21 protein-coding genes and 1 pseudogene are annotated in these 25,600 nt (G+C 51.4%); 12 read left to right on the forward strand and 10 right to left on the reverse strand.

The window, feature by feature from the left end; translation table 11 throughout:
* Positions 1–10 precede the first annotated feature (10 nt).
* The 6 genes from FMM01_RS11425 to gtfA are packed head-to-tail and all read left to right on the forward strand — an operon-like array spanning position 11 to position 6,699.
* The gene (locus FMM01_RS11425) at positions 11–1,303 is read left to right on the forward strand and encodes an ABC transporter substrate-binding protein (protein WP_150392603.1); all 1,293 of its coding nucleotides are present in this window, start codon (positions 11–13) and stop codon (positions 1,301–1,303) included.
* Positions 1,304–1,315: 12 nt separating this feature from the next.
* Complete coding sequence (locus tag FMM01_RS11430; RefSeq protein ID WP_373880561.1) at positions 1,316–2,182, forward strand: carbohydrate ABC transporter permease; 867 nt, start codon at positions 1,316–1,318, stop codon at positions 2,180–2,182.
* Complete coding sequence (locus tag FMM01_RS11435) at positions 2,179–2,994, forward strand: carbohydrate ABC transporter permease (protein ID WP_027827857.1); 816 nt, start codon at positions 2,179–2,181, stop codon at positions 2,992–2,994. The genes FMM01_RS11430 and FMM01_RS11435 overlap by 4 nt, the downstream gene beginning before the upstream one ends.
* A 16-nt stretch (positions 2,995–3,010) precedes the next feature.
* Complete coding sequence (locus FMM01_RS11440; RefSeq protein ID WP_150392604.1) at positions 3,011–3,637, forward strand: hypothetical protein; 627 nt, start codon at positions 3,011–3,013, stop codon at positions 3,635–3,637.
* Entirely contained in the window at positions 3,634–5,259 is a 1,626-nt protein-coding gene (locus FMM01_RS11445; protein WP_150392605.1) for an alpha-glucosidase, read from the forward strand. The genes FMM01_RS11440 and FMM01_RS11445 overlap by 4 nt, the downstream gene beginning before the upstream one ends.
* A gap of 3 nt (positions 5,260–5,262) precedes the next feature.
* A complete protein-coding gene (gene gtfA, locus FMM01_RS11450) occupies positions 5,263–6,699 on the forward strand; it encodes a sucrose phosphorylase (protein ID WP_150392606.1) in 1,437 nt (478 codons plus the stop codon).
* Positions 6,700–6,784: 85 nt separating this feature from the next.
* Here the strand turns inward: gtfA and FMM01_RS11455 are convergent, their stop codons facing one another.
* The 4 genes from FMM01_RS11455 to FMM01_RS11470 all read right to left on the reverse strand — a co-directional run bounded on the left by FMM01_RS11455 (position 6,785) and on the right by FMM01_RS11470 (position 11,621).
* Complete coding sequence (locus FMM01_RS11455; RefSeq protein WP_150392607.1) at positions 6,785–7,693, reverse strand: ROK family protein; 909 nt, start codon at positions 7,691–7,693, stop codon at positions 6,785–6,787.
* Between the two features lie 22 nt (positions 7,694–7,715).
* On the reverse strand, positions 7,716–9,260 hold the full coding sequence (locus tag FMM01_RS11460) for a DUF5060 domain-containing protein (protein ID WP_150392608.1): 1,545 nt from the start codon (positions 9,258–9,260) through the stop codon (positions 7,716–7,718).
* A 15-nt stretch (positions 9,261–9,275) separates the two neighbouring features.
* The gene (locus FMM01_RS11465; RefSeq protein ID WP_150392609.1) at positions 9,276–10,487 is read right to left on the reverse strand and encodes an MFS transporter; all 1,212 of its coding nucleotides are present in this window, start codon (positions 10,485–10,487) and stop codon (positions 9,276–9,278) included.
* Positions 10,488–10,607: 120 nt separating this feature from the next.
* Positions 10,608–11,621: a LacI family DNA-binding transcriptional regulator gene (locus FMM01_RS11470; protein ID WP_190973355.1), complete on the reverse strand. Its 1,014-nt coding sequence runs from the start codon at positions 11,619–11,621 to the stop codon at positions 10,608–10,610.
* Positions 11,622–11,762: 141 nt separating this feature from the next.
* Between FMM01_RS11470 and FMM01_RS11475 the strand changes: the two genes are divergently transcribed.
* The 6 genes and pseudogenes from FMM01_RS11475 to FMM01_RS11500 all read left to right on the forward strand — a co-directional run bounded on the left by FMM01_RS11475 (position 11,763) and on the right by FMM01_RS11500 (position 17,823).
* Positions 11,763–13,139 carry an L-fucose/L-arabinose isomerase family protein gene (locus FMM01_RS11475; protein WP_150392611.1) on the forward strand — a complete coding sequence of 459 codons (1,377 nt, stop codon included), beginning with the start codon at positions 11,763–11,765 and terminating at the stop codon, positions 13,137–13,139.
* A gap of 65 nt (positions 13,140–13,204) precedes the next feature.
* Positions 13,205–13,507, forward strand: a complete 303-nt coding sequence (locus tag FMM01_RS11480; protein ID WP_150392612.1) for a hypothetical protein — start codon at positions 13,205–13,207, stop codon at positions 13,505–13,507.
* A gap of 83 nt (positions 13,508–13,590) precedes the next feature.
* Positions 13,591–14,649, forward strand: a complete 1,059-nt coding sequence (locus FMM01_RS11485) for an IS30 family transposase (RefSeq protein ID WP_150391459.1) — start codon at positions 13,591–13,593, stop codon at positions 14,647–14,649.
* Between the two features lie 53 nt (positions 14,650–14,702).
* Positions 14,703–15,284 (forward strand): annotated as a pseudogene (locus FMM01_RS11490) (transketolase); the annotation flags it as partial.
* Positions 15,274–16,218, forward strand: coding sequence for a transketolase family protein (locus FMM01_RS11495; RefSeq protein WP_027827847.1), 945 nt, complete (start codon positions 15,274–15,276; stop codon positions 16,216–16,218). The pseudogene FMM01_RS11490 and the gene FMM01_RS11495, both read left to right, overlap by 11 nt.
* Before the next feature lie 69 nt (positions 16,219–16,287).
* Positions 16,288–17,823, forward strand: coding sequence for an FGGY-family carbohydrate kinase (locus FMM01_RS11500; protein WP_150392613.1), 1,536 nt, complete (start codon positions 16,288–16,290; stop codon positions 17,821–17,823).
* Between the two features lie 7 nt (positions 17,824–17,830).
* Here FMM01_RS11500 and FMM01_RS11505 read toward each other — a convergent pair whose 3' ends face one another.
* The 6 genes from FMM01_RS11505 to FMM01_RS11530 all read right to left on the reverse strand — a co-directional run bounded on the left by FMM01_RS11505 (position 17,831) and on the right by FMM01_RS11530 (position 25,596).
* Positions 17,831–20,155, reverse strand: a complete 2,325-nt coding sequence (locus tag FMM01_RS11505) for a glycoside hydrolase family 65 protein (RefSeq protein WP_150392614.1) — start codon at positions 20,153–20,155, stop codon at positions 17,831–17,833.
* On the reverse strand, positions 20,155–22,128 hold the full coding sequence (locus FMM01_RS11510; RefSeq protein ID WP_190973356.1) for a glycosyl hydrolase family 65 domain-containing protein: 1,974 nt from the start codon (positions 22,126–22,128) through the stop codon (positions 20,155–20,157). The genes FMM01_RS11505 and FMM01_RS11510 overlap by 1 nt, the downstream gene beginning before the upstream one ends.
* Positions 22,100–22,411, reverse strand: a complete 312-nt coding sequence (locus FMM01_RS16655) for a hypothetical protein (protein ID WP_150392616.1) — start codon at positions 22,409–22,411, stop codon at positions 22,100–22,102. The genes FMM01_RS11510 and FMM01_RS16655 overlap by 29 nt, the downstream gene beginning before the upstream one ends.
* Positions 22,411–23,052, reverse strand: a complete 642-nt coding sequence (locus FMM01_RS11520) for a DUF624 domain-containing protein (protein ID WP_150392617.1) — start codon at positions 23,050–23,052, stop codon at positions 22,411–22,413. The genes FMM01_RS16655 and FMM01_RS11520 overlap by 1 nt, the downstream gene beginning before the upstream one ends.
* Before the next feature lie 70 nt (positions 23,053–23,122).
* Positions 23,123–24,688: a type 2 periplasmic-binding domain-containing protein gene (locus FMM01_RS11525; RefSeq protein WP_150392618.1), complete on the reverse strand. Its 1,566-nt coding sequence runs from the start codon at positions 24,686–24,688 to the stop codon at positions 23,123–23,125.
* Positions 24,689–24,708: 20 nt separating this feature from the next.
* A complete protein-coding gene (locus FMM01_RS11530; RefSeq protein ID WP_035439917.1) occupies positions 24,709–25,596 on the reverse strand; it encodes a carbohydrate ABC transporter permease in 888 nt (295 codons plus the stop codon).
* Between the last annotated feature and the right edge of the window lie 4 nt (positions 25,597–25,600).

The following is a 25,600-nucleotide window of genomic DNA, read 5'->3' on the forward strand; positions in this document are numbered from 1 at the left end:
GGAACCAATAATGAAGCAGGTCCGGCAGTTATTAGCCATTATCATGCTCAGTGTCGCCAGCATTATTTTGTTAAGTGCCTGTGGCACCAATCAAGAAAGCAGCGGGGGTAAGGACATCACGATCAACATCTTGCAAGGCAAGGTGGAAAATAATACCCAGTTCAAGCAGATCGCAGCCCAATATGAGAAATCACACCCGCACATCAAAGTCGTCATTACTTCCGTGGGCGGCGGTACCGACTATCTCAGCACCCTGAAGACCCGGATGTCCGCCGGCGATGAACCAACGATCTTCTCCGTCGCCGGACCGGCCGAAGTATCGCAGTTCCGGACCAAAATCACGGATGTCGCCGACACCAAAGCGGCTAAATTAGCTCTACCAGGCACGCTGGACGCCGTGCAGGAGGGCAATAAAGTCCTCGGCCTTCCTTTCAACTTGGAAGGCTACGGTTTTGTCTATAATAAGAAGATTTTCCGCCAAGCCGGCATTGATGCGGCGAAGCTCACCACTTACGACAAGCTGCTGGCCGCAGTGAAAACGTTGAACGCCCAGAAGAAACAACTCGGGCTCAAAGGCGTCTTCTCCCTGCCCGGTCAAGAGACTTGGGTCATGACGAACCATCTGGGCAACGTCTTCATTGCGCCGGATTTCAACGGCAACGTCAAGACCGCTTATACCAGCAAGAAGCTGCCCTTCACCCGAGAGAAAGAATACAAGCGGATGCTGGATTTGGAAAACGACTATTCCGCCGGCAATGTCATGCAGACAGACTATTCGCAGCAAGTATCGCAATACTTCGGCTTAGGTCAAGTCGCCATGATTCAGCAGGGGGACTGGATCTATCAGACCGTCGCCCAAATCGATAAGAAATTCGCGGCAGACGGTATCGGCATGATCCCGATTCCCGTCGACGGCTACGCCGGCAAAATGCCGGTGGGCGTCCCGAACTACTGGGCCGTGAACAGCACCCGGCCAAAGAAAGAACAGCAAGCCGCTAAGGATTTCTTAGACTGGCTGTACACCACCGCGCAGGGAAAGAAAGACGTTGTCGATCTGTTGCACTTCGTTCCTGCCTATAAGGGCTTCAGCGGCATGAAGATGCAGGACCCGCTGTCTGAAGCAGTCTTCCAGCATACCCAAACGAAGCAAACAACCGGCTGGGTCTTTGCCGGCTATCCCGTTTCCTGGGAAGCAGACAATCTCGGCCCGGACGTCCAGAAATATCTCTCGAAAGTCATGTCTTGGAACGATCTGGTCACCGATGCGAAACAAGCATGGGCGAACCTGCAGTCCACGAAGTAGGGGGTTAGAAAAATGTTGAAAACAAAAAGCAAAGCCTATTGGTTGTTTCTCGCACCGGCCTTGATCGGCCTCCTCTTGGTGGTCATTGTACCGATGCTGCTGGGGTTGTTTTACTCCTTCACGGATTGGAACGGCTTGTTTTTCACCAAGTCGGTGGGGTTCTCGAATTATGTGGCCGCCTTCCGTGATTCCGGCTTCCTCAACGCCTTCTGGTTCACTGTGAAATACGCCATTGTTGTTATTATCTCGGTGAACGTTATCGGGCTGGGGCTGGCTATGCTAGTGACCCAGCGGATGAAAGGGGCTAATGCCCTCCGGACGATTTTCTTCATGCCGAACCTGATTGGCGGTTTGATTCTCGGGTTCATCTGGCAATTCATCTTTGTCCGGGTTTTCGCGGCAATTGGCACGGCATTACACATCAGTGCCTTGACCGGTTGGCTGTCAAATCCCCAAACCGGCTTCTGGGGCCTGGTCATCCTGACCATCTGGCAGATGTCCGGCTATATCATGCTGATCTACATTGCCTACTTGGAGGGCATTCCCCAGGAAATCCTGGAAGCAGCAGAAATTGACGGCACCACGCCTTGGCAGCGATTCCGCTACATCACCTTCCCAATGGTCGCACCGGCTTTCACCGTCAGTCTGTTTCTCACTTTGTCCAACAGCTTCAAGATTTACGATCAAAACCTGTCCTTAACGAACGGCGGTCCGTACCTGTCGACCCAAATGTTGTCGATGAACATTGTGCGGACTGCGTTCACAAACAACAAGCTGGCCTATGGGGAAGCCAAAGCCATTATCTTCTTCCTGGTCGTCGCGGCGATTTCGCTATTGCAAGTCTACTTTAGTCGTAAACGGGAGGCGCACTTATCATGAGTAAACGGGTTAAAAAATGGTTATTGGGAATCCTCGGCCTCGTTTTGGGTCTGTTGTGGCTGTTCCCGTTCTATCTGATCCTGACCAACAGTATGAAGACGCCCAAGGGGATTTTTTCCAGCGTTATCGGCCTACCGGTCAACGGTACTTTCAGCAACTATACGCAAGCCTGGGCGGCATTGGATTTCATCCGCTCTCTGTTTAACTCCTTGACGATCACCATCGTCTCGGTCGTCTTGATCTGTCTGGCTAGTTCCATGGCGGCTTACGCCATTCAACGGAACCACAGCAAAGTATCGAACGTGATCCTGATGCTGTTTGTCGCCGCCATGCTGATTCCCTTCCAGTCCGTCATGATTCCGTTAACGACGATCTTTGGGAAGGCACAAATGCTGAACATCCCTGGCTTGATCTTCATGTATCTAGGCTTTGGGGCCAGCCTGTCGATCTTCCTCTACCAAGGGGCGATTGCTGGGATTCCTGAAGCCTTGGATGAAGCTGCGACTCTAGAAGGGGCCGGCCACGGCCGGATCTTCTTCACAATCATCTTGCCGATGCTGAATCCCATGACCGTTACGGTCGCCATCCTCAACATTGTTTGGATCTGGAACGACTATCTGCTGCCGAGTTTGGTGCTGCCCCAGAGCGGCTACACCATCCCGCTGCAAACATTCTTCTTCTTTGGTCAGTTCACGAAGCAATGGAATCTGGCACTGGCTGGGTTGATGCTCGGCATCCTGCCCGTCATCATCTTCTACTTCTTCGCCCAACGCTGGATCATCAAGGGTGTCACAGACGGTTCGGTAAAGTAGTGAAAGGAGCTTCCCCATGTTGTCTTTTCTGAAACGCGATAGCACCTTGATGATTGCTCTGGATTGGCTGGCTCAGCTGGTCCTGATCAACCTGCATTGGCTGAGCATCAGTGGTGTGTTCTGGCTGCTATTGGCGGTGCAAGTGTTCCTGACGGTGCCCCAAGCGGTGCTGATATCGCCGTTAGCAGCCGCCGCGGCGTTTGCCCTGCTATTGCCAACCACTGCGGCCATGTTCCAAGATATTCACGCTTGGCAGGACAAAGAGCCCTTGCGCTGGCGGATATTTTGGCAAAACTGGCGTGCGGCGCTGCGAACCCATTGGCGCTTTAATCTCCTTGGCGCCGCCGTCATGACGATCCTGCCGCTTTACTGGCGTTTGCTGGCGAACATCGTTTTTGCTAGGGCCCTTATTCTTGGCATCCTGGTCACCGTTCTTGCAGCCACCCTCAATTTGTGGGTGCGCGGCTGGCACACGCCAATGCGTGACTGGGCCATTGGCCGCAGCCTGCTCAGTGCCGCCGCCGTTCTGGTAATCTTCGGCCTGACGTTCCAGTTAAAGTGGGGCTTCGTATTTTTACTGATGGGCGGCAGTCTCAGCGCCCTCGTGAGTTATTATCTACTAGAAAGAAGGAATCCCGAGTGACACAGTGGTGGCAAGAAGCCGTTGGTTACCAGATCTACCCGAAGAGTTTTTTAGACAGCAACAGTGATGGCATCGGCGATATCGCCGGTATTGAGCAGAAAGTCGACTATCTCAAACAGCTTGGTGTGGGATTCGTTTGGCTTTCCCCATTCTACCCTTCCCCCAACGTGGATAACGGGTACGATATCAGCGACTATCAAAATGTCGATCCCGCTTACGGCGATCTGCCCAGTCTGCTGGCGTTGTTCGCCAAGCTGCATGCGGCAGGTATTAAGGTGATCATCGATTTGGTGGTGAACCATACCAGTGATCAGCATCATTGGTTCCAGGAGGCCCGTTCTTCCCGGACCAATCCGTACCACGACTGGTATATCTGGAAACCAGGGAAAAACGGCCAAGTACCGAATAATTGGCAGAGTATTTTTAAAGGGCCGGCTTGGACCTATAATGCTGCCACTGATGAGTATTACATGCACACCTTCGCGTCCGCCCAACCGGACTTGAATTGGGAAAATCCAAAAGTGCGCGCGGCCGTGTACAAGATGATCCGCTGGTGGCTGGATCAGGGCATTGACGGCTTCCGCATCGATGCCATTGGCCATATCAAAAAGCTGCAGACCTTTGCGGATGTGGCTCAGAGCGACGAGGCCTACACCAACGTGCATGGACTTTTTGACTACTTAAAAGAATTGCGGGACATCTTCCGCGAGTATCCGATCATGACCGTCGGCGAAGCAGGCGAAGTGACACCAACCGAGGCCTTGCCTTGGGTGAACTTCCAGACGGGTTTTATGAACATGATTTTCACTGGCGACCATATTAACTTTTGGGAATCCGATGGTGCATCGTCCTTAACGGTGCCGAAACTGGCCCATGCACTGACGAAGTGGCAAGAACAGTTGGCCGGCAAAGCCTGGAACGCGCTGTTCGTGGAAAATCACGATTTACCCCGCGCAATCAACGTGTATGGCGATCCGGTGCACTACCGGACCCGGTCGGCGAAGGCCATCGCGCTGATGTATTTCTTGCTGCAAGGCACGCCGTACATCTATCAGGGCCAGGAACTGGGGATGACCAACTATCCGTGGCGGTCCGTCGACCAGATGAACGATTTAGCCGCGAAACAGGAGTATGCCTTCCGTCTCCACGAAGGCCAAACGGCGACTGCCGCGCTGCAAGCGGTCAGCGACCATTCCCGGGACAATGCCCGGACACCTATGCAGTGGACTTCGACTGGCGGCTTCACGGCTGGCCGGCCATGGCTGCCGGTGAATAAAAACACGGTCGATGTGAACGTGGCTGCCGAAATGGCGGATTCGAATTCGGTCTGGCATTTCTATCAGCAATTAATTGCCTTGCGGGCCGGCCATGCAGCGTTGATCACCGGTGACTACCAGCCCGTCTTGATTGACGATGACCAGATCTTCGCGTATCGCCGCGTGGGCGCCGCTGAAGAATTCCTGATCGTCGTTAATCTCAGCGGCCGGACAGCGGCGATGCCGGCGGCAGTGGCCGACTTTAACGGTCAGCGGCTGATGCAAACGACGGCCCTTGGTCAAGCAGACGAGCTGCCCCCTTATGGCGGTGCAGTGTATCAACGAGCGAGAAAGGCGAGGGATTAAGTAATGAAAAATGGCGTTATGTTAATTACGTATGCGGACAGTATGGGTGACAACATCCACGAACTGCAAAACGTGCTGGATAAGCATTTCCGCGATGCAGTGGATATGGTCCACCTGCTGCCTTTCTTCCCGTCGTCTGGCGATCGGGGCTTCGCGCCGATTCGGTATGACGAGGTGGACCCGCGGTTGGGCACTTGGGCCGATGTGGAAAAACTGGCCGAGCACTATGCGCTGATGACCGACTTTATGGTCAATCACATTTCTAAACACTCGCCCCAATTCCAAGATTGGGTGGCTAAGCACAATGATTCCCAATGGCGGGACTTATTCCTGGACTGGGACAAGTTTTGGCCCGCGGGCCGGCCGACCCAGGCTGATATCGATCTGATCTATAAGCGGAAGGACAAAGCACCCGTGGCCCCGGTGCACTTCGCGGATGGCACCACCGGCCAGGTGTGGAATACCTTCGGCGAAGAGCAGATGGATCTGGACGTGCGCACGGCAACGACCCAGCAGTTCTTTAAGGATACGCTGGAGAATTTGATCAGCCACGGGATGACTATCATCCGGCTGGACGCGTTTGCCTATGCGGTGAAGCAGCTGGATACCACCGATTTCTTCGTTGAACCAGGGATTTGGGATTTACTGCAGCAATTGCAGGATGTCGTGACGCCCCACGGCGTGACGCTGCTGCCAGAGATTCATGAGCATTACACTATCGTTCATAAGCTAGCGGAGCACGGCTATTATTGCTACGACTTCGCCTTGCCGATGATTCTGCTGCACAGTCTGTACCGCGGCGATAGTCAACGGTTGGCTCATTGGCTGAAGATTTCGCCGATGAAGCAGTTTACCACCCTGGATACCCATGACGGCTTAGGTGTGGTGGATGCCAAGGACCTGCTGACGGACGACGAGCTGAACGATACGACCAATGAGTTGTACAAAGTCGGCGCGAACGTGAAGCGGAAGTATTCCAGCGCGGCGTACAACAACTTGGACATTTACCAGATCAACACCACGTACTACTCGGCGCTGGGCGACGACGATGCCGCCTATCTGCTGGCCCGGGCGGTGCAGATGTTTGCGCCGGGGATTCCCCAGGTGTACTACGTCGGCTTGCTGGCGGGCCGGAATGATTTGGCCCTGTTGGAGAAGACTAAGGAAGGCCGGAACATTAATCGGCATTACTACACGGCGGCTGAAGTCGATGAGGAAATGGCGCGGCCGGTGGTGCGGCAGTTGCGGAATCTGTTGGTATTCCGGAACAATGAAGATGCCTTTGATTTAGAGGGCAGTATCGATGTTGCGACGCCGAGCGACCATGAGATTACGATTACGCGGAGTAATCGGGATGGCAGTCGGACGGCTAAGCTGGCGGCGGATTTTGCGACGAAGCGGTTTGTGATTACGGTGAATGGTGAAAAGGTCACCTTATAGACTTTCAATAGCCGATAATAAATGGGCAGTCTCCGGCGAGAGGCTGCCCATTTTGCGCGTGTTGAGTCAGTTTCCTAATGATACGTTATTTGTCCATGAACAGCAGGTAGCTGTATAGCGCGCCAAAAAGATTGGCATCATTTTGAAATTTTGCCGTCACGATCTCCGGCCGGGTCAGTGTTTTCTCGATGATCTCATTCTCCTTCAAGAGATCCGAGTAAGCCTGATTGATTTGCGTCACCACAATAGGCTGGGCGCTGATGCCGCCACCAATCACATAGCGGTCTACATCAACAACGGCTTGAATGCTCAGAATCAGTGCAGCAATACGTTGGGCAAACTCTTTGAAGATCGTCCAGGCCGGTTCTTTTTGCGCGTTGACCAATTCAAAGACTGCGTGGCCATCCCCCGGATCAGCGAGCTGCGCTACCGTTCCAATCGTGCGCACCATGCGTACGGCCGAGCCAGTACTGCCGGCCGCTGCTTTGATGAATTGAGGTTCGTCGTAGTGGCTCGACATAAAACTGAACTCGCCGGCTTGTTGGTGACTGCCGTATAGCAATCGGCCATCCAGAATCACCCCGCCACCAATCCCAGTGCCGAGAACAATAGCCGCACCGTTCTGAATGCCCTTCAGATTGCCCAACCAGAGTTCGGCCAGAGCAGCTGCTTTCCCATCATTTTCCACGACAATTGGTCCGTCGAACACTCCTGCCAAGGCCTTACGTAAATCGAGTCCATCTAAGAATGGCAGTGCCCCGCCGAAGTGAATCGTCCCGTGATCGACACCAACCTTCCCAGGGGCCGCAACGGCGACTCCTTTGATCTGATCAGCGTAGCGGTTAACCACTTCTGTTAGCATGGCCATGAACTGGAGCAAGCCACCGTTAGGAGTCGGTTCAGTACCTTTTTCTAGAATTTTTCCTGCCCCGTCCATTAGGGCATATTTAATGTTCGTACCGCCAATATCGATACTGAGATAACGCGTCGCCATGCTTGATCTCCCTTTCACTGGCTCATTTTTTAAGCGTGAGCAGCACGGCTTGATACTTGCCGCGCGGCAGCTTAAACATCGTTCCACTGTCGATTATCCCAGGAAGCGTTTTAATTGTCATGTGCCACGCATCAACAAGTTGGGCGGTATATTCCTTGCCGGCAGGAAGAAAGTCGAAGATCTCGAATTCCGGTTGGTTGTCCCCCAGATAAGCTAAAACATGCTGCTCATCTGCCGACTCACCCACAGCAAGCTCCCAATGCGGACCCTCTGTAGCCATTGGCTTAACATAGTCAAAATGGTTGTCATCCAATAATTGTTTGAAGAAGTTAATCCGCAAATGGCTTTGGCCTCGCAGGACCCCGCCATGCGCCCACCAAATGGACTGGGTCGTATTTGGCCGATCAATATAAGTTTCACCATGGGTGGCATACCCGCCGCGCAGGACGACACGGTAGAAACTATCCATCATACCCTCCGCTGAATTATCACCCCAGCCGAACTCAATATTGCCTTCGTAGCGGCATTCGTCAATCACGATAGGTTTCTGGTAATCCACTGCCCACTGGGGAACAAAATACAGATTGTCCGTTTGCACACTGACATGTGTGATCCAAGGCTTAGAATAATCATACCAATTGTTCCGAGTGCCCTTGTGCTGCGGCGGATCGTAAAAATTGTGAATTGACAGCAGATGTGCACTGGGATCCTCTTGATAGACAAATTGACCAATGCCATCCCAAGCAGTCAATGGAATCTGACCGACCAGCGCCATGAGGTCATATTCATTAGCAAGTGACCACCAGACATTCTTCAGACTCGCAAAACGGGCAATAACATAGCGCAAATAGAGTTTGTTGAATTTCTCTCCCATGCGGGCAAAGCCCCAGCTGTCATAGGGATGGAAGAGGCTCAAGTCGGCTTGGACGCCGAGATCATCTAATTCTTGAAGATGCTTCTCCAGTGCTTGGAAATACTCGGGAATGAAGCGGGAAAAGTCAAAACCAATATCTTCTGGCTTCACGTTCCAGGAATCAATATCGAACGTGTCCGAAACCTTCTTGGGCTGGCCGGCATAAGGGTAGAGCGCCGGTTGGGTCGTATTGTAGTTGTAATACTTGGGAAAGACAGTCATGCGAATCTTGTTAAACTTGTTTTCCTTCAACGTTTGAATGGTTTGCTCTTGCCATTCTTTTTTCTGGAAGGCCCACGCATAGGCTGTGGTACCAAATGGCATATACGGCGTGCCATCGGCATAGGCAAAATGTGTTTTTCCTTGTACCACTACCGGACCGTGGTTGTCGCCAGCGGCTGCGACACATTCAAAGGTGTCCGTCTGATTATCCAACTCAGCGACATTGGCAATCGTCCGAACTTGCCAAGTGCCTACCATTTGCGGCATGTAACGTACCTTGTACTGCCCGTTGCCGTCGTAGAAACCATGAACGGTGATCGTTCGCTCTTGGTGACTGAATTCAGCCTGCAAGTCAACATCAGTAAATGGATTGCCCTCCGTCGGCCCGGTAAGGGTCAACTCGTACGGCCGCCATTGTTCAACAGTTTTCATATTCATTTTCTCCTTTTAAGCTTTCGATTGAGAAGCCGCAGCCACCCGATTACGGCTCAGCAGCATAACACCAAAGGCCACCGCTAACAGAATCATGATGACCGCACAAATTACAAACGAGTCGGAATAACTGGTCATCTGGAATGTCTTACCCAAGAACGACAGAGTATACGGCGAGAACGACGCGCCTAAGTTATTCAAGACCATAGCCAACGAAATAGCGAAGTTCTTAGTAGAATCCGGCACACTATCCATCACAGTACCGTAAACATAAGGAATCAAGATTGCCGTGGATGATACCATAACTGCGGCAATGGTGAAAAACAGCATGCTGGTCGCATGGCTCATCCAGAAGAACCCAACAACACCGATACCGCAGAATACGATGGGGGTGACGTGCTTAAGTACTCGATAAATTGGGCCATAGAGCATCGTAATCAGACTGCCGATAATCCCGGCAACTGCTAGCGAAGTACCTAGCATATTTTGGTTGGCCATGTGCATTTCTTGCAAAGCCAGCCCCGAGTTGGTATACAGCGCCATCATGGCGTTGAAATAAACAAACAGAATCAGCATGCCGGCCAAAACATAGATTGAAATTTTCTTACTGCCGGTTTTACCGCCCTTGGTCTCAGCAGTTGCTTGCGGTGCGGACGTCTTCGGCTGACGCGGGTAACCAATCAAGAAGATGATGATAACGGGTAACAGAACGAAATAAACCAAGTACGTGCTCTGCCAGCTAATACCCACTAGCAAGCCGGCGACGAAAGTCGACAAACTGGAACCTAAGGAAGAAATAGCCGATTGCAAGCCCAGCAGATTGCGCTGTTCATCACCGCTGAAGAAATCACCGATCAAGCTGACGGCCAACGACGTATAGATCCCGGTACCTGCACCAAACAGGAACCGCAACACTTCAATTACTGTAAAGTTATCGACGAATGCCGGCCCAACACCACCGATCAGGGCCAAGGCAAGACCAAGTACGACAGTATTGCGCTTGCCAATCAGCTTAACGATCCAAGTACTGGCCAGGACAAAAAGCATAATGGAGAATGATGGAATCGTCACCAACGCCTGAATTGACGTGGTGCTTTGGCCATCAAACGCTTTGGTCATACCGGTCACTGCGACAGAAATTGCACTCGCTGCCTGAAGCATCAGCGATGTGGCCAGGATCCCAACCTTCAAGAGCGTTTTATTAACGACGGGTTTTGAATCACTCATTGTGGAACCTCCTCAATTGATTAACTATGTGTTTCCGCTTTCAACAAATTCAATGTTAGAAGAGATTTCTGAACTCGTCAATACTAATTCACTGAACTAAACATAAACTAGATGAAATATTTATAGTGAATTCCGTTTTACCAGTCGCGTCGATACCAGCACCTTCTGTGGATTCCACTGGGTTGCCGAAATCTGCTTCTGTAATTGGTAAGTAGCTTGATTCGCCATCTGCTCCACTGGTACATGAATTGTCGTCAATTCCGGCGTTACCAAAGTATCTTCATAAATATCGTCAAACCCCATAATGGCCAAATCTTCCGGCACCCGCATCCCCGCTGCCTGAGCGGCTTTTAACAAGCGGAGGGCAATGTAGTCGTCCTCGCAAAAAATAGCCTCCGGCAGACTTTCGCCAAGCCTCTCCATATCCAATCCTTTGGGATCAGACTCGGTCGGGGAAATAAAATAAAAATGGTCATTACTCACGCGCAGCCCTTGTTTAGCCAGCGTATTGCGGAAGCCTTGCCGGCGGCCGGAAAAGTTAGAAATCATCTTGTCAGAAGCAAAGTAGCCGATGTCTGTATAACCTTTATCCAAGATGTGCTGCGCAGCGATCCCGCCGCCTTGATAGTTATCCATGGTGACAAAGTCCGCGGTGATGTCTTCATAGTAGGTATCCAAAAATACGACGTGGCGCATCTGCTGCTGAATCAGTTGCACTTGGTCCGCCTTCAAGTCTGTCGCCAGAACCATGGTTCCGCCTAGTTGGTCTTCACTATCTAGCTGCTGCAGCCCTTCGCGCAAGTGTGTGGCATCAATGGTCACTGTATTTAAAGTGCCGCCGAACTCCGCGACATTCGCCGATAACGACGAAATCAAGCTACTGAAAAACGGCAGTGCTCGGTAGTTATCCCGAACCACTGCTGGTGTGGTCACCACCAGAAAAGTCACCGCCCCCAGTAGTCGCTTCGACGGCGTCCGCCGTTTCCGTTGGCGGGTATAGCCGGCTTCTTTCACCACCGCCATAATTTTCTCCCGAGTTTCTTTACTGATCCCATCCCGGCCGTTTAAGGCCAACGAAACAGCCGTCTTTGACACGCCGGCCATTTCCGCAATATCACTCATCTTCAATGCCATGATCGTCCATCTCCTAAATTCAGGCATGTGCTGAATTAGTCCTAAACTAGACTCGGTCTTACTAAAACAGTTGCCTTTACTTTTCTAAACAAATACTATCAGTTTTGTAAACTAGAAATCAAGTTTAGGAGGCACCACTTTATGACCGATCAAATTAAAATTGGCTTTGCACCAACGCGCCGGAACATTTTCTCCGCCGATGCGGCCATTGAATACGCTGATAAAACCCGCGCCAAACTCGATGAACTGAAGGTAAACTACGTCGACATCAAAGACGTGAACGCAGACGGCCTGCTGTACGATGATGACGGCATGCATAAAATTGCGGCCAAATTCCAAGCCGCACATATTGATGGCTTATTCCTGGCCAACGAAAACTTTGGTACTGAATTTGAGTGTGCCCGTTTAGCCAAACAGTTTAATGTGCCAGTACTGCTATGGGGGCCTAAAGATGAAGCACCCGCCGCCGACGGTTCCCGATTGCGAGATACTCAATGCGGCCTGTTTGCCATTGGTAAAGTGTTGCGGCGTTTCAACGTACCTTTTACTTACCTAGTCAATGTCGATATCGACGATCCAGAATTCACCCGCGGCGTTGAAGATTTTCTCAAGGTCTGCAACATCGTCAAGACCTTCAAGGAGACTCGCATCCTGCAAGTCGGCCCGCGGCCGTTCGATTTTTGGTCCACGATGGTGAACGAGGGTGAACTGCTAGAGAAGTTCAACATTTCTCTCTCCCCCATTCCACTGCCGGAATTAGTCGATGAGATTCATGACTTGCAGGACAAAAAAGATCCGGAGATTGCCAAGACTGTGGCGTATCTACGGGAGATCGCTGACGTGCAGATTGCCGATAAAGATCTGAATATGGTAGCGGCCTTGAAAGTCGCCTTGAAGCGCAAAATGGTTCAATACGGCTGCAACGCCGGCGCAATCCAGTGCTGGACAGCCCTTCAGGATGAAATTGGCATTCTGCCCTACGCTTCAGAATCGCTTCTGCAAGATGAAGGGATGCCGGTTACCTGTGAAACAGATATTCACGGCGTGATCTCTGAACTCTTAGTTGAAGCCGCCACCATGGGCGAGCACCGCGCCATCTTTGCTGATGTGAACTGCCGCCACCCCGAAAATCCGAATGGTGAGTTGCTGCAGCACTTAGGCGTCTTTCCTTTTTCAACTGTCAAGAACAAGCCGATTCTGCCCAAGTCCCATTTTGTCTTCGATTATCCCGGCTCGGTCGGCTTCGAAGCCCAGGATGGTCACTACACCTTATGCCGCTTTGACGGCGATCACGGCGAGTATTCACTCCTCCTGGGCAACGCGGAGACCACCCCTGGGCCCTATGAGCAGGGCACTTACGTCTGGCTGCAATTCGCCAACCTGAATCGGTTTGAGACCAAACTGGTCTACGGCCCATACATTCACCATATCGCGGCCGTTCGAGACGATGTTGTGCCGGTACTGTATGAAGCCTGCAAGTACTTGAACGTAAAGCCGGATTTCTACGATCCCATTTAAGAAGACGTTCAGGCGTACCTGCGCGGCGATATTACTTCGATCATTAAGAAATAGGAGGCATTACTTTGGACATTCAAGCGCTGGAACGCAAAGCAGCCGAGATGCGTAAAAACACCTGGGAAATGATTTATCGGGCGCAAAATGGGCACACGGGCTCGGATCTGTCCTGTGCCGACATTCTCGTAGCCCTCTATTACCAGGTACTGCATCAGACCGCTGAATCATTTACGGATCCTGACCGAGACCGCTATGTGCAATCGAAAGGGCACGCCGTTGAAATCCTGTATAGCGTGCTGGCCGATCGCGGGTATTTTCCAAAAGAAGACTTAGCCGGATTTAAAATTGAAGTGCAACACCGATTGAGTTAGACCAATCGACCGGGTTGATTTAACAAAATAGGCCATGAAGACCTATCCTTGAAGCGACTAAACTACCAAGAAAGGTGACCTTCATGACCCACAATCAGTCTAACAGTCTCGGCTCGTACACTCAACTCACAGAGGGCGAGCGCGGAATAATTGATGCGCTTTGGCACTCCCATGAATATTCCATTCGCGATATTGCACACATCATCCATCATTCCCCTAGTACGGTAAGCCGTGAGCTTAAGCGCGGCCGAGTCCAGCAACGGGATTCGAATTATCATTACTACAAGGATTACTTCTTTGATGCTGCCCAACGACAACACGAAGAACGACAGACCCATTCCCACGCCAAGAGCATGTTGGAGAAGTGTACCTACTTCTTTAACTGGCTGACCGCTCAGATCAAGAAGCATGCGTATCGTGAACAAAGTATTGATGGGTACGTGCATCAGTTCCAGCAACTCTGGCCTAATCGTTCGTGCCCCTCAACGCCGACCGTGTATCGCTACATTGATGCCGGACTGTTGTCAGTGACCAACATGGATCTGCCTGAGAAGTTGCGGCGTCGCGAGAAAAGGCCAGGCCGTAGTCATGCGCGTAAGAATAAACGCATCGCTGGAACGTCCATCGACAAGCGGCCCAAACAAATCAATAACCGCTGGTTTGTTGGTGACTGGGAAGGCGACCTGGTGAAGGGGAAGCGTTCTGCCGACCAACCAGCATTACTCACCCTGACAGAACGTGTCACACGTTATGAGCTGATCTACAAGATCCCAAACTATCACGCCCGGACTTGCTTAGAGGCCATGCAATACGTTCTGAACACACATGATCCTTATCTATTCCACTCCATCACCTTCGACAACGGTTCTGAGTTCGCCCTCTTGGACCAACTCAGAGGAACAAAGATCTACTACTGCCATCCCTATACACCCAGTGAACGTGGCAGTAACGAGAATGCCAACGGCTTGATTCGAGAATTCATTCCAAAGGGTCAATCACTATGGGAAGTCTCTAAGGAGAAGATTCGTAAGAGCCAAGATGTCTTAAACCACCGGTTAAGGAAGTGCCTTGGATACCGCAGCGCAATCGCGGCGCTCCAGGCCTCCCCCCTGGGCCTGGAGGAATCCCTGCCCACTACCTAAACCAATTCACATGGATGAGTCTTCACTGTTGCACTTAATTTGACAATTCGGGAAAAGAAGACTTATTGACATATTCCCAATTTAATTCACCCTATATCGGTCATCCCACGAATCATATCAACGGTATCGAGTTGAATACCGGCTCCCTGGGGCATGGTTTGGCCCTGAGTGTTGGCATCGCCAAGGCCGGTAAATTGGACGGCAGAGATTACCACGTCTATACCCTGATGGGCGACGGCGAACAAGCGGAAGGCTCCGTCTGGGAAGCGGCGATGGCGGCAGGTAATTTCCACCTGGACAATCTCACCGCCATCATCGACCATAATCGTCTGCAGATTAGCGGCCCGACTGTCAATGTGATGAATAGCGAACCGCTGGCCGACAAATATCGCGCCTTTGGCTTCGACGTCGTTGAAATCGACGGCAACGACATGCGTCAGCTCGTGGATACGCTGCAAACCCGCAATACCCCGGGGCGGCCCAAGCTGATCCTGGCCGATACGATCAAGGGCAAGGGCATCAGTTTTGCTGAAAATCGGCCGGAATGGCACCACAAAATTCCGACTCCCGAACAATATCAGCAAGGCTTAGCCGAATTAGATGAACAGATTGGAGGGCTCGTCCATGCCAAATAGTGCGAAAGTCGGCGACATCATTTGTACTGAATTAATTGCCGCCGCCAAAAAAGATCGGAACATTCTCGCCTTAACCACCGATTCCCGCGGGTCAGCGTCGCTCAATCCCTTTGCCCGAGCCTTGCCCGACCAGCTGATTGAGATTGGCATTGCGGAACAAAACTCTGTGACCATTGCGGCCGGTTTGGCCCACAGCGGCAAGCGGCCCTTTGCCTTCTCCCCCGCTGCTTTCCTCACCATGCGCAGTGTGGAACAGGTCAAGGACGACGTGGCGTACTCCAACACGAACGTCAAACTGATGGGCATCTCCGGGGGCAATTCCTATAGCTATTTAGGTAATACCCACCATTCCCTGCAAGACTTGGCGATCACCCGGGCCATTCCGAATTTGGAGGTCTACATGCCGGCGGATCAGTTCCAGGCCCGCGCCTTGATGCACTACCTGGTGCAGTCTGAGCACCCGGCTTACGTGCGCATCGGTAAGCGGGCACTGGCGGATATTTACACCAGTGAAGCCGCGGCCTTCCAAAGGCCTGGACAGGGCAATGTGATTGCTGACCACGGAAATGATATTGCCCTCGTGGCGGCTGGTGAGACGGTGCAAGTTGCCCTGGATACGGCGGCCATCCTCACCCAACAGGGAATTCGGGCCCAAGTCATCGACTTGGTCAGTATTAAGCCATTGGACACTGACCTACTCAACCGGGTAGCGGACCAGACTCACCGGATCGTGACGATTGAAGAACATTCGATTTATGGCGGTTTGGGTTCCGCTGTGGCTGAGGCGCTGGCCCCGCGCGGCGACACCAAGGTCGATATTATCGGTTTCCCAGATGAGCCAGCCATTGCCGGTACCCAGGACGAAGTGTTCAATTACTACGGGATCGATGCTGACGATATTGCTGCCCGCACTGTCCGCCAGCTGACTCACTAACATCAGCAGGACGCGACGGTCGCTGGGAATCAGCGGCCGTTTTTTAGAAAATGAATGAGGTGACCAATAATGGTCAGTTATATGATTGGGCTTGATCAGAGCACCCAAGGGACAAAAGCCATACTGTTCAACGATCTTGGCAATATTGTCTATAAACACGCGCGCAGCCACACCCAACTGATCAACGACCAGGGTTGGGTCAGCCATGATTTGGATGAAATTTATGGCAACGTCATCCAGCTGATCAATGATCTGGTCGAACACAGCCACGTCCCCGTGCGGGATATTGCCGGTGTCGGTATTTCTGTGCAACGGGAAACCGCCGCGGCTTGGGCTCGGGACACCGGGAATTCCCTGGCCAATGCCATTGTGTGGCAGGACGCCCGGGCGGCCGCGATCACGGACCAGCTAACCGATGCCGCCGATAAGATCAAAGCCAAAACCGGGCTGCCGTTGTCGCCCTATTTCACCGCTGCTAAGTTTGCCTGGCTGCTGCAAAACGTCCCAGCGGTCAAACAAGCAGCGGATACCGGCAACCTATGCCTGGGCACCATGGATTCCTGGCTGCTGTATCGCCTGACCCGCGGCCAGGCTTTCAAGACTGAGCCTTCCAACGCCTCGCGCACGCAACTCCTCAACATCCATACGGTGGCTTGGGACGCGCAGCTCTGCCAGCTTTTCGGTGTCCCGCAGGACGCGCTGGCGGCAGTGGTTTCTTCTAATGCCCTGTTTGGCGAAACCACTTTCGACGGGATTTTTCCCCAGCCCATCCCAATCCACTGTATGCTGGGCGACTCGCAAGCAGCCTTGTATGGTCACGGCTGCACCGCGCCTGGCGACGTCAAGGCTACAATCGGCACGGGTTCATCCGTGATGATGAACATCGGCGACCAGCCCATCCAATCGGCTGATGTCGTGGCCTCGATCGGTTGGCGCATCAACGGGCGGACCGCCTACGTCGCCGAGGGCAATATCAACTATGCTGGGGCCGTCATCAAATGGCTGACCGAGGATGTCCAGCTCATTCAGTCGGCGGCCGAGGCTGAACCGCTGGCCCGCCAAGCAGTCGCGGCGGATCAGACCTATCTCATCCCGGCCTTTTCCGGTCTCGGCGCGCCCTACTGGGATGCCACGGCAACGGCGACACTGACGGGGATGACCCGTACCACCGGCCGGGCAGAAATTATCCGCGCCGCCCTGGATTCGATTGCTTACCAAATTAGTGATATCCTGGCGGCAATCGACCAAAAGGCGGGGCAGCCGGCGACAACGCTCAAAGTTGACGGCGGGGTCACGGCGAACAGCTATTTGATGCAATTTCTAAGCAACATTGCCAATGTCACCGTGTCGGTGCCGGACATCGAAGAGTTGAGTGCTTTCGGCGTGGCTTACTGCGCCGGCCGGGCCTTGACGGTGTATGGTCAGCTGAAGCTGAATACCGTGTTGAACTATCACCATTACCAAAATGCCATTGATGATGATCAGCGCCAGAATTTGTTGACGGGGTGGCATCGGGCAGTTCGGGGAGTCTGCCACGAAGAAGCAGCCCCTAGAAACCACAACAACCGCCACCAGGATAACCTGATGACGGCTGCAAAAAGCTAATAGTGAGCTACATGGCGGGCACAGTTGCGGGTGTCCGCCATTGCTTTGGAATTTCCACTCGTTGCGGTGTTTGATTGATCACCATCGGTTGCTGATACACCTGCAACGCAATGTCCTGACTAGCGGAAAGCAAGACGCTATCTGGCGACACTTGTACGGTAATATTAGCTCGCCGATAAGTGATTTTGAAAGAATACTGGTGCCATTGCTTCGGGATACTTGGTGCTAAAGTCAACGTCGGCCCATCACTGCGCAAACCGCCAAAGCCATAAACAATATTCAGCCACGCAGCAGCAATGGAGGTGGTATGCAGTCCATCCCGGGTATTGCGATTGTAGTTGTCCAAGTCCATGCGCGTCGCAAATTGGAAGAACTTGTACGCATCGTCAAATTTGTGCAGCTCTTCAGCCAAAATAGAATGCACCGATGGAGACAGGGATGATTCATGAATCGTGCGCGGTTCGTAATATTCATAATTAAGCCGCTTAGACCGCTCGGTAAATTGATGATTGTATAGGAACTGTAACATCAAAACGTCCGGCTGCTTGATCATGTCATTGCGGAACAGCCGGTCATAAGACCAGTGATCGTACAACGGAAAATCACTTACTGGGATCTGATCTATATCCACATGGGGTAAATCATAGAAACCGGCCTGTTGTTCGATCATCCCGTTGTTATCGCCTAGGAAAACCATATGGTCGCTGGCTTTTTGCCATGCCGCCAACTCGTCCGCAGACACGCCTGTCTTCTGGACAACCTGTTCTGCTAAAGCAGGGACATTCTCCCGCATTCCTGACAATAACTGTATCGTGTACCGGAACGTTTCACGCGCCATATAATTGGTATATGCGTTATGATTTGCCATCACCTGGAACTCATCCGGTCCCATCACGCCATAGAAACTGAATTGATGCGTGACTTGACTCCAATCGCCGCGAGAATAAAGAAAGCGAGAAATTTCGACCAGCATTTCGATGCCGTGGGTATACAAGAAATCATGATCCTCCGTCAGATGACCATAATGCCAAATGGCATAAGCCACGGCGGTGCTGGGTTGCAGCTGGGTGTTGGCATGCTGCCACATGGCGGTGGATTCATGACCATTGATGGTGGAAATTGGATAGCTGGCCCCGCGGCAATCCACCATTTCAGCCCGTTCCTTCGCCTGGGGCAGCGTACGGTAACGGAATTCCAATAGATTCTTAGCCGCTTGGATGTCATTGAACAGATAGAAAGGCAGACACATGGTCTCTGTATCCCAAAACGCCAATCCGCCATATGCCTCACCGGTCAATCCCTTGGCCCCAATATTGTTGGCCGGATCTTCACCATGATAAGTCTGGGCCATTTCAAACATACAGTAGCGAATTCCTTGTTGATTCTGGGGATCGCCGTCAATCTCAATGTCATGGGCAGCCCAAAACGCTTGCCAAAACTGTTTTTGTTTGGCTAACGCCGTATCCCAACCCATCGCTACCTGGGCAGCGTGAGCCGTTTCATTTTGTGACCACAGTTGGGCATCAGCGACTGCTGGATCCCGCTCAACCGTGTTGGTTACAAGCTTGGTTAACGCCAATGTTTGGCCCGCTTCGCAGGTGACATTGTATTGGGTACCAACAAACCGGTTGCGGTCAGTGATTGGCTTGCCGTCTTCGACTGGCAAACCAAGAATTGTGGCGCGCGAACAGATCCGTTTATTCGTGTGAATCGTTTGCCCCAATCCAGCAAAGCTGTTGCCTTGGTTTTCCTGCTTGGTCATCCGCCAGAATGACTTCTCTGAATTACCGTGCCGGGTATCAAAATCCAGCCCGCTCGTGATGTTGATCTCACCTGCAAAGTTCAATGGGGTTAAAGTGATCCGCTGGTAACATGACGCCGCTTCGGTCATAGACACAAAGCGAGAAAACGTACATTGCAGTTCTTTACCCGTGCGGGTGCGCCATACAAATTGACGTTCTAATACACCGTTGCGAAAATCAAGCACCCGGGAGAACCGATCCACATCACTGGTAGCCAAATCCAGTTGTTCATCGTCCACCTTAATTCGGGTAAACAGCCAATCTGTCGCGTTCACCATGAAATGGCCTTGGCGGGAGATGCCCGCATAAATAATGGAATGGTCTTCCGGATTATTTTCGTAAACCCCGTTGAAGTAACTGCCTAACAAGTGGTCTCCGCTGTATCCTTCCTCAAAATAACCACGGACGCCAGAATACTCATTGGCAATCGAAAAAATCGATTCCGCTACGCGCGCATGGTTCGGGTCAAATCCTTCTTCCTGCACCTGCCAGGGGTCCACTGTAAAATACTGATCGGCAACTTTCGCCATTAGTCGTCCACTCCTATCTTTTCATCATCTGCAATGCTCACTACCGCGCCGGCTGCAGTGACGTTCACTCGGTACCAGTGACCTTGGTAGTACGTTCGAAAGGCCATTTTCTGCCACTGACTGGGCAAGTGCGGGGTGGCAACCAACTGATCATTTTCAACATGCAGACCAGCAAAGCCTTCCACCGCCAAACGCCACGTACCACCACTGGCTGCTGGATGAGTGCCGCCGATATAAATCGTACCGGCCCACTGCTTGCTTTCCCCAGTGAGATCAATTGCTGCTGTCTTCTGGAAGAAATCATATGCTGGCGCCGTCATACCCAACTGCGCCGCAATCAGCCCATACATGCTGTAACTCAATGACGATCCATGTTCCGTCCGCGGTTCATAATACTGCCAATTAGCGCGCACAATATCTGACGAAAAATCATTTGGAAAAGCGGCCAGCATCATGACGACATCGGCTTGCTTAATGACTTGTGTTTGACTGGCCACACCGTAAGCGCCACCCCAATATTCCTTAGGCTTGAGCAATCTGCTTCGAACCGTATCAATCGAGTCATCAGCTAACGCTAAATAACCATCAAACTGCGAAATCACACCAGCTGCATTAGGTGTTTGTAATCGAATCCGAGCTGCAGTCTCTGTAAACAACGGGAGCAAATCCGTCAACTGCCACTGTTGGGCTATCTTTGCCGAATACTCTGCATTGTTTTCTTGCAAATACGCAACGGCGGCCAACGCCGCTTCAATCGTTGCTAGTGCCACGCGATTAGTGAAGGCATTGTTGTTTACCCGTTCGTGATATTCATCGGGGCCAATGACATCCGCGAACGCAACTTCAGGCCGGTCCAACCGCGCCGTTGCATAGGATACATAGAAGCGCGCACATTCAACAATGACCTCTGCGCCGCCCTGGGTCAGAATCGCTGGATCCTGCAGCCACTGAAAGGCATGCCAAATTGCTAATGCCACATCACCCGAAATATGGATCTGCTTGTCCTTGAAATAGGTGCGCATTGGCCGATTGGTAAAGACATCGGTGACATTGTAATCGGAAGTGGCGTCATAACCATCTTCTTGGCTTTCCCAGGCATAAAATGCACCGGTATAGCCATATTCCACCGCTTTTTTCTTCGCTCCAATCAAACCCTTGAGCCGATACGCCACTAAATCATGGACCACCGTCGGCTGGGTGGCGAGGAAGAACGGAGTCATGAACAACTCGGTATCCCAAAACACGGCGCCCTTATACGTTTGACCGGATAAACCGCGTGCCGGAATGGACAACCGGCTGCCAGCCAACGGGGCAATCATCATCAATGCCAGGATATTGTAGCGCAGCGCCACTTGGTCCTGCTGGGGGCCTTCAATTTGAATGTCGCTTGTGTGCCACAATGCTGCCAGCTTTTGACAATGACGGGTATACTCTTGGCCAATTGTCTCCGGTGTATAGCTGGCTAACGTGTCTGCCAATGCCGCAATGGGGGCATCAGTTTCTCGTCCTGTAGTGACGGCCGCCGCGATCAGTAAGCACAGCGGTCGTTCAGGGGTTACCGTTACGGCGATTGTTTGGCCCACTTGATCCGGCCTGTCGATATCGTTACATTCTCCCTGGTTGACCAGTATCCGGCTTAACGTAGTCACCGCCAGCTGACTTTCTCCAGTCTGGCCGCCGTAACCAAATACGGAATCCTCTCGCCATGATTGGCAATCAACTAGATGCGGTCCATTGATATCCCAAATTTGTTTGTCAATTCCGGCAGTAACTGAAATCACGGTTGCCTGTTTAACTTGAACGATATACTCCAAAAACATGAATTGTGGCTGAGCCATATCCAAAAAACGGTTCGCCGTGATGGTCACTAATGTGTTACCAGTCGAGAATGTTGTTCGCCGATGATGGACCGCCGCCGCCATATCCAAAACTTGTTCATGGTCACTAATTGGATGCTGTAATGGATCGAGCACCTGTCCGCGCGACTCGAGTAACAACATGAAATGGGTTAGGTGCATTCACTGGTTCACGCCAAGCCGTACCGCGCTGATCGTAAACGCCGCTCAGGTTAACTGCCGCTAACTCAACTGCGCCATTTTCTTCCAACGTGCCGCGATAACCCATATAGCCATTAGCTGTTAGAAATTTATTGCCATTTTTGATTACTGCCTCCGGTTGAAAGCCATGTTCTTCAATCCGCCAGTCCTTTAGCGGCGTTGGCCAAAATAATTGTCCCGTCAGGTTATCGAACGTCATTATAGTGGAACCTCCGTTCGTGTTTCTAGTTGATTAAACACATGTCGAAAGATCAAGGCTGTGCCAAATGCATAAGCACCAAAGCCAATGAAAGTCAGCCAATAAATGGCCGTGACAAAACCGGGAACTCCCGCCATCAAGAAAATCAAAGGTAAGGCCAAGAGAATGCTGGCCAATATAACCCACGGGAATTTTTGAATACTGATCAGCAAAGCATTCTTCCAAACATGCCGGAACGAGTCGTTATATCGCGCCGCATAGGGAATTACCGTGGTACAAAGCAGTACTGCCCCAACAGAGAGGATAAACAGCAGTACAACCACAAGAAGCCGCACAACAATTGGCAGGCGATTAACGAATAACCAATCGACTACCAGCAATCCACCAATCGCCAGTATCTGGATGCCCAAGAACAAGCCGCTTATACTGTTGGTCTTGAATAGCGTCCAGTAATCTCGCCATACTTTCACCGCTTGCTTGTCCAGCATCTTGCGGCTGAGTTCCACGCCGGTGATCAATGTTGTTCCCAAAGTGATGATGGGCAACGCGCTGATCAGCATTAGCAAATTGAGCAGCAGATAATTGGTGATCAGTTCCAATTTCTGCATGAATGGACTGCCATACTTGAACAGATCAGACATGGGTTTCTCCTCCTCATCAACAAAAGGGAGCAGCCATTGCTTGCCGCTCCCCGTCTGTCTTGCACAATGACTATTTATTCAGCTGTTTCTCGTAACGGTTATAGGCAGTCACCTGAGTCTTGACGAAATCCTTCAGACCCATTTGGTTCAACTTGCTTACATAATCATCCCAAGAGCTATCAACGCCGCCCTTAGTGACCCACTTAGAGGATTGTTGCGTCACATAAGTGCTGATATCCGTATATTGCTGAGACATCTTCTGCAACTCTTCCGGGGTGTAAGTGACGTTCGGAAATGCCGGCTTGGCATACTTCCGGTATTCCTTGTCCAAAGCTAACTTGGTGTAGTCGCCGTTAGACTTCGGCAGAACCACGTCTTTGTCGAAACTGGTCGGCGAGTATTTCGGGCCAAAATCCCGGAAGGAATTCGTCCAAGCGAAGATGTCGCTGGATTGACCCTTAGGTGGTGTCAGTACTTGAATCTTGCCATCAGACAGTTTCTTTGTCCCAATACCGAATGAGCCGTAATACGTCTGAATACTGGCATCGTCGGTGTAGAACTTATCTACCCACTGCATCAGCTTCTTGACGTTCTTGGCATTCTTTGTCACCAAGAACTCATTGCGTGCGTAGTTCAGATGATCTGGATCAGAGTTAATGTATCGGTTGCCATCCGGTCCTCTCAATGGCGGCAAAGCAACATATTGATCCGCATTGGCACCAAATACAGCATCCGCTGTCCAACCTGGGGCAACCCCGACAATCGCTGTTTTGGCCTGTACTTTAGCCTGTGCCTGGGAAGTGTCCTCCGTGAAGATTTGCGGATCGATCAACCCTTTCTTGTAGGCATCGGCCATCGCGGTCAATCCTTTTTTATATTGTAGTGAAGTGGGCTGGAAGACTGGTTTGCCGTCCTGCATCACCATGTTTTGAGCAGCCGCGTTCGGCGAAAAAATACCAAAGGGCTGAATGAAGTTCAAAATGGAATCATCGTTACCAGCACCATAAGGAATTTCATCCTTCTTACCATTGCCATTGGGGTCCTTATCTTTGAAAGCTTGTAAAACTTGGATGAATTCATCGTAAGTGTCCGGCATCTTCAAGCCGAGTTTGTCCAACCAAGTCTTGTTGATGAACAGCTGGTTGGCAATTAACGGCCGCATCGGTGTTTTCTTGGGTAAGGAGTAAATATGCCCATCCGGGGAGGTAACCATCGCCTTCAACTTAGGATCTTGCTTGAAGGCCTTCTGTAAATTCGGCATGTCCTTGATATACTTTTCCAAAGGGATGAAACTGTCTTGGTTCTTGGCAATTTCGGCATCCGATAAGGCAATTGATCCCCAGAATGCGTCAGGTAAATCGCCGCCGGACATCACAACAGACTTTTTGTCTCCCCAATCTGAGTTGACGTATACATCCCACTTGACCTTGATTCCGGCTTGCTTTTCGCTCTTAGCGACAAACCCTTTCAAGAACGCTTTGCCCCAATCCGACCAGCGCACCGTTGCGATCCGGAAGGACGTGTTCTTACTGTCATCGGCATTTGACGAACTGCTGCCGGTGCCGCAACCGGCCAGCAGCACAGCAGACGCCAGCATGACTGTCCCCAACTGAAACATTTTCTTCTTGCCAAACATTGTTTTTCCTCCTCAATTGGTTAACCTTTGACTGAACCAAGCATGACACCTTGGTTGAAATACTTCTGTAAAAATGGATACAACGCCATAATCGGCAGGGTCGAAATCACGATTGATGCATACTTCATCATATCGGCCAGTTGTTGCAGCTCCGCCGCCAATTGGCCTGTCGTGTTCCCTGCCAATTGCTGATTAGTAATCAAGATTCGGCGCAAAATCAACTGCAATGGTTGCAGGTTCTGATCCTGCAAGTAAATCAACGCATTGAACCATTGATTCCAGATACCGACGGCCGTCCATAACCCCACCACCGCCAGTACGGCTTTGGATAACGGAATGACTATCTGAAAGAAATATCGGAATGTACCCGAACCGTCAACTTGAGCCGCTTCCCATAAACTGGCCGGAATCGTTTGTTTGAAGAACGTCCGCGCAACGATAATGTTGTATGGCGATACCGCGAAGGGAATGATCATCACCCAGAATGAGTTGAGCAGCCCGACCCCTTTAACAGTCAAATAAACTGGTACCAGCCCGCCGCTGATAAACATGGGAATCACGTAGGCCAGATTGATCCATTTCCGACCCAGCAAATCATCTCGGGACAGTGCATAGCCCGCAGGAATATTAACCAATAAAGCGAACAGCGTGCCAATTCCTGTATAAAGAATGGTATTGAGATAGCTGCGCCAAATGATCGGCTGGTTGAACAGCGCTTCGTACCCTTTCAACGACCAATGCTTAGGCCAGAACCACACCTGACCAGTTGCCACATCGGAAGGATTGCTGAACGAAGCGATGATAATGAACCAAAGCGGATAGATGATAGCTAAAATCAAGAGAATGGCAAACCCGTAATTGACGATGTCAAAGGCTCTGTCTTTACCTGATCGGGCAATGTGCGTCACATGC

The organism is Schleiferilactobacillus harbinensis (assembly GCF_008694105.1).
In the GTDB taxonomy this organism is placed as follows: domain Bacteria; phylum Bacillota; class Bacilli; order Lactobacillales; family Lactobacillaceae; genus Schleiferilactobacillus; species Schleiferilactobacillus harbinensis.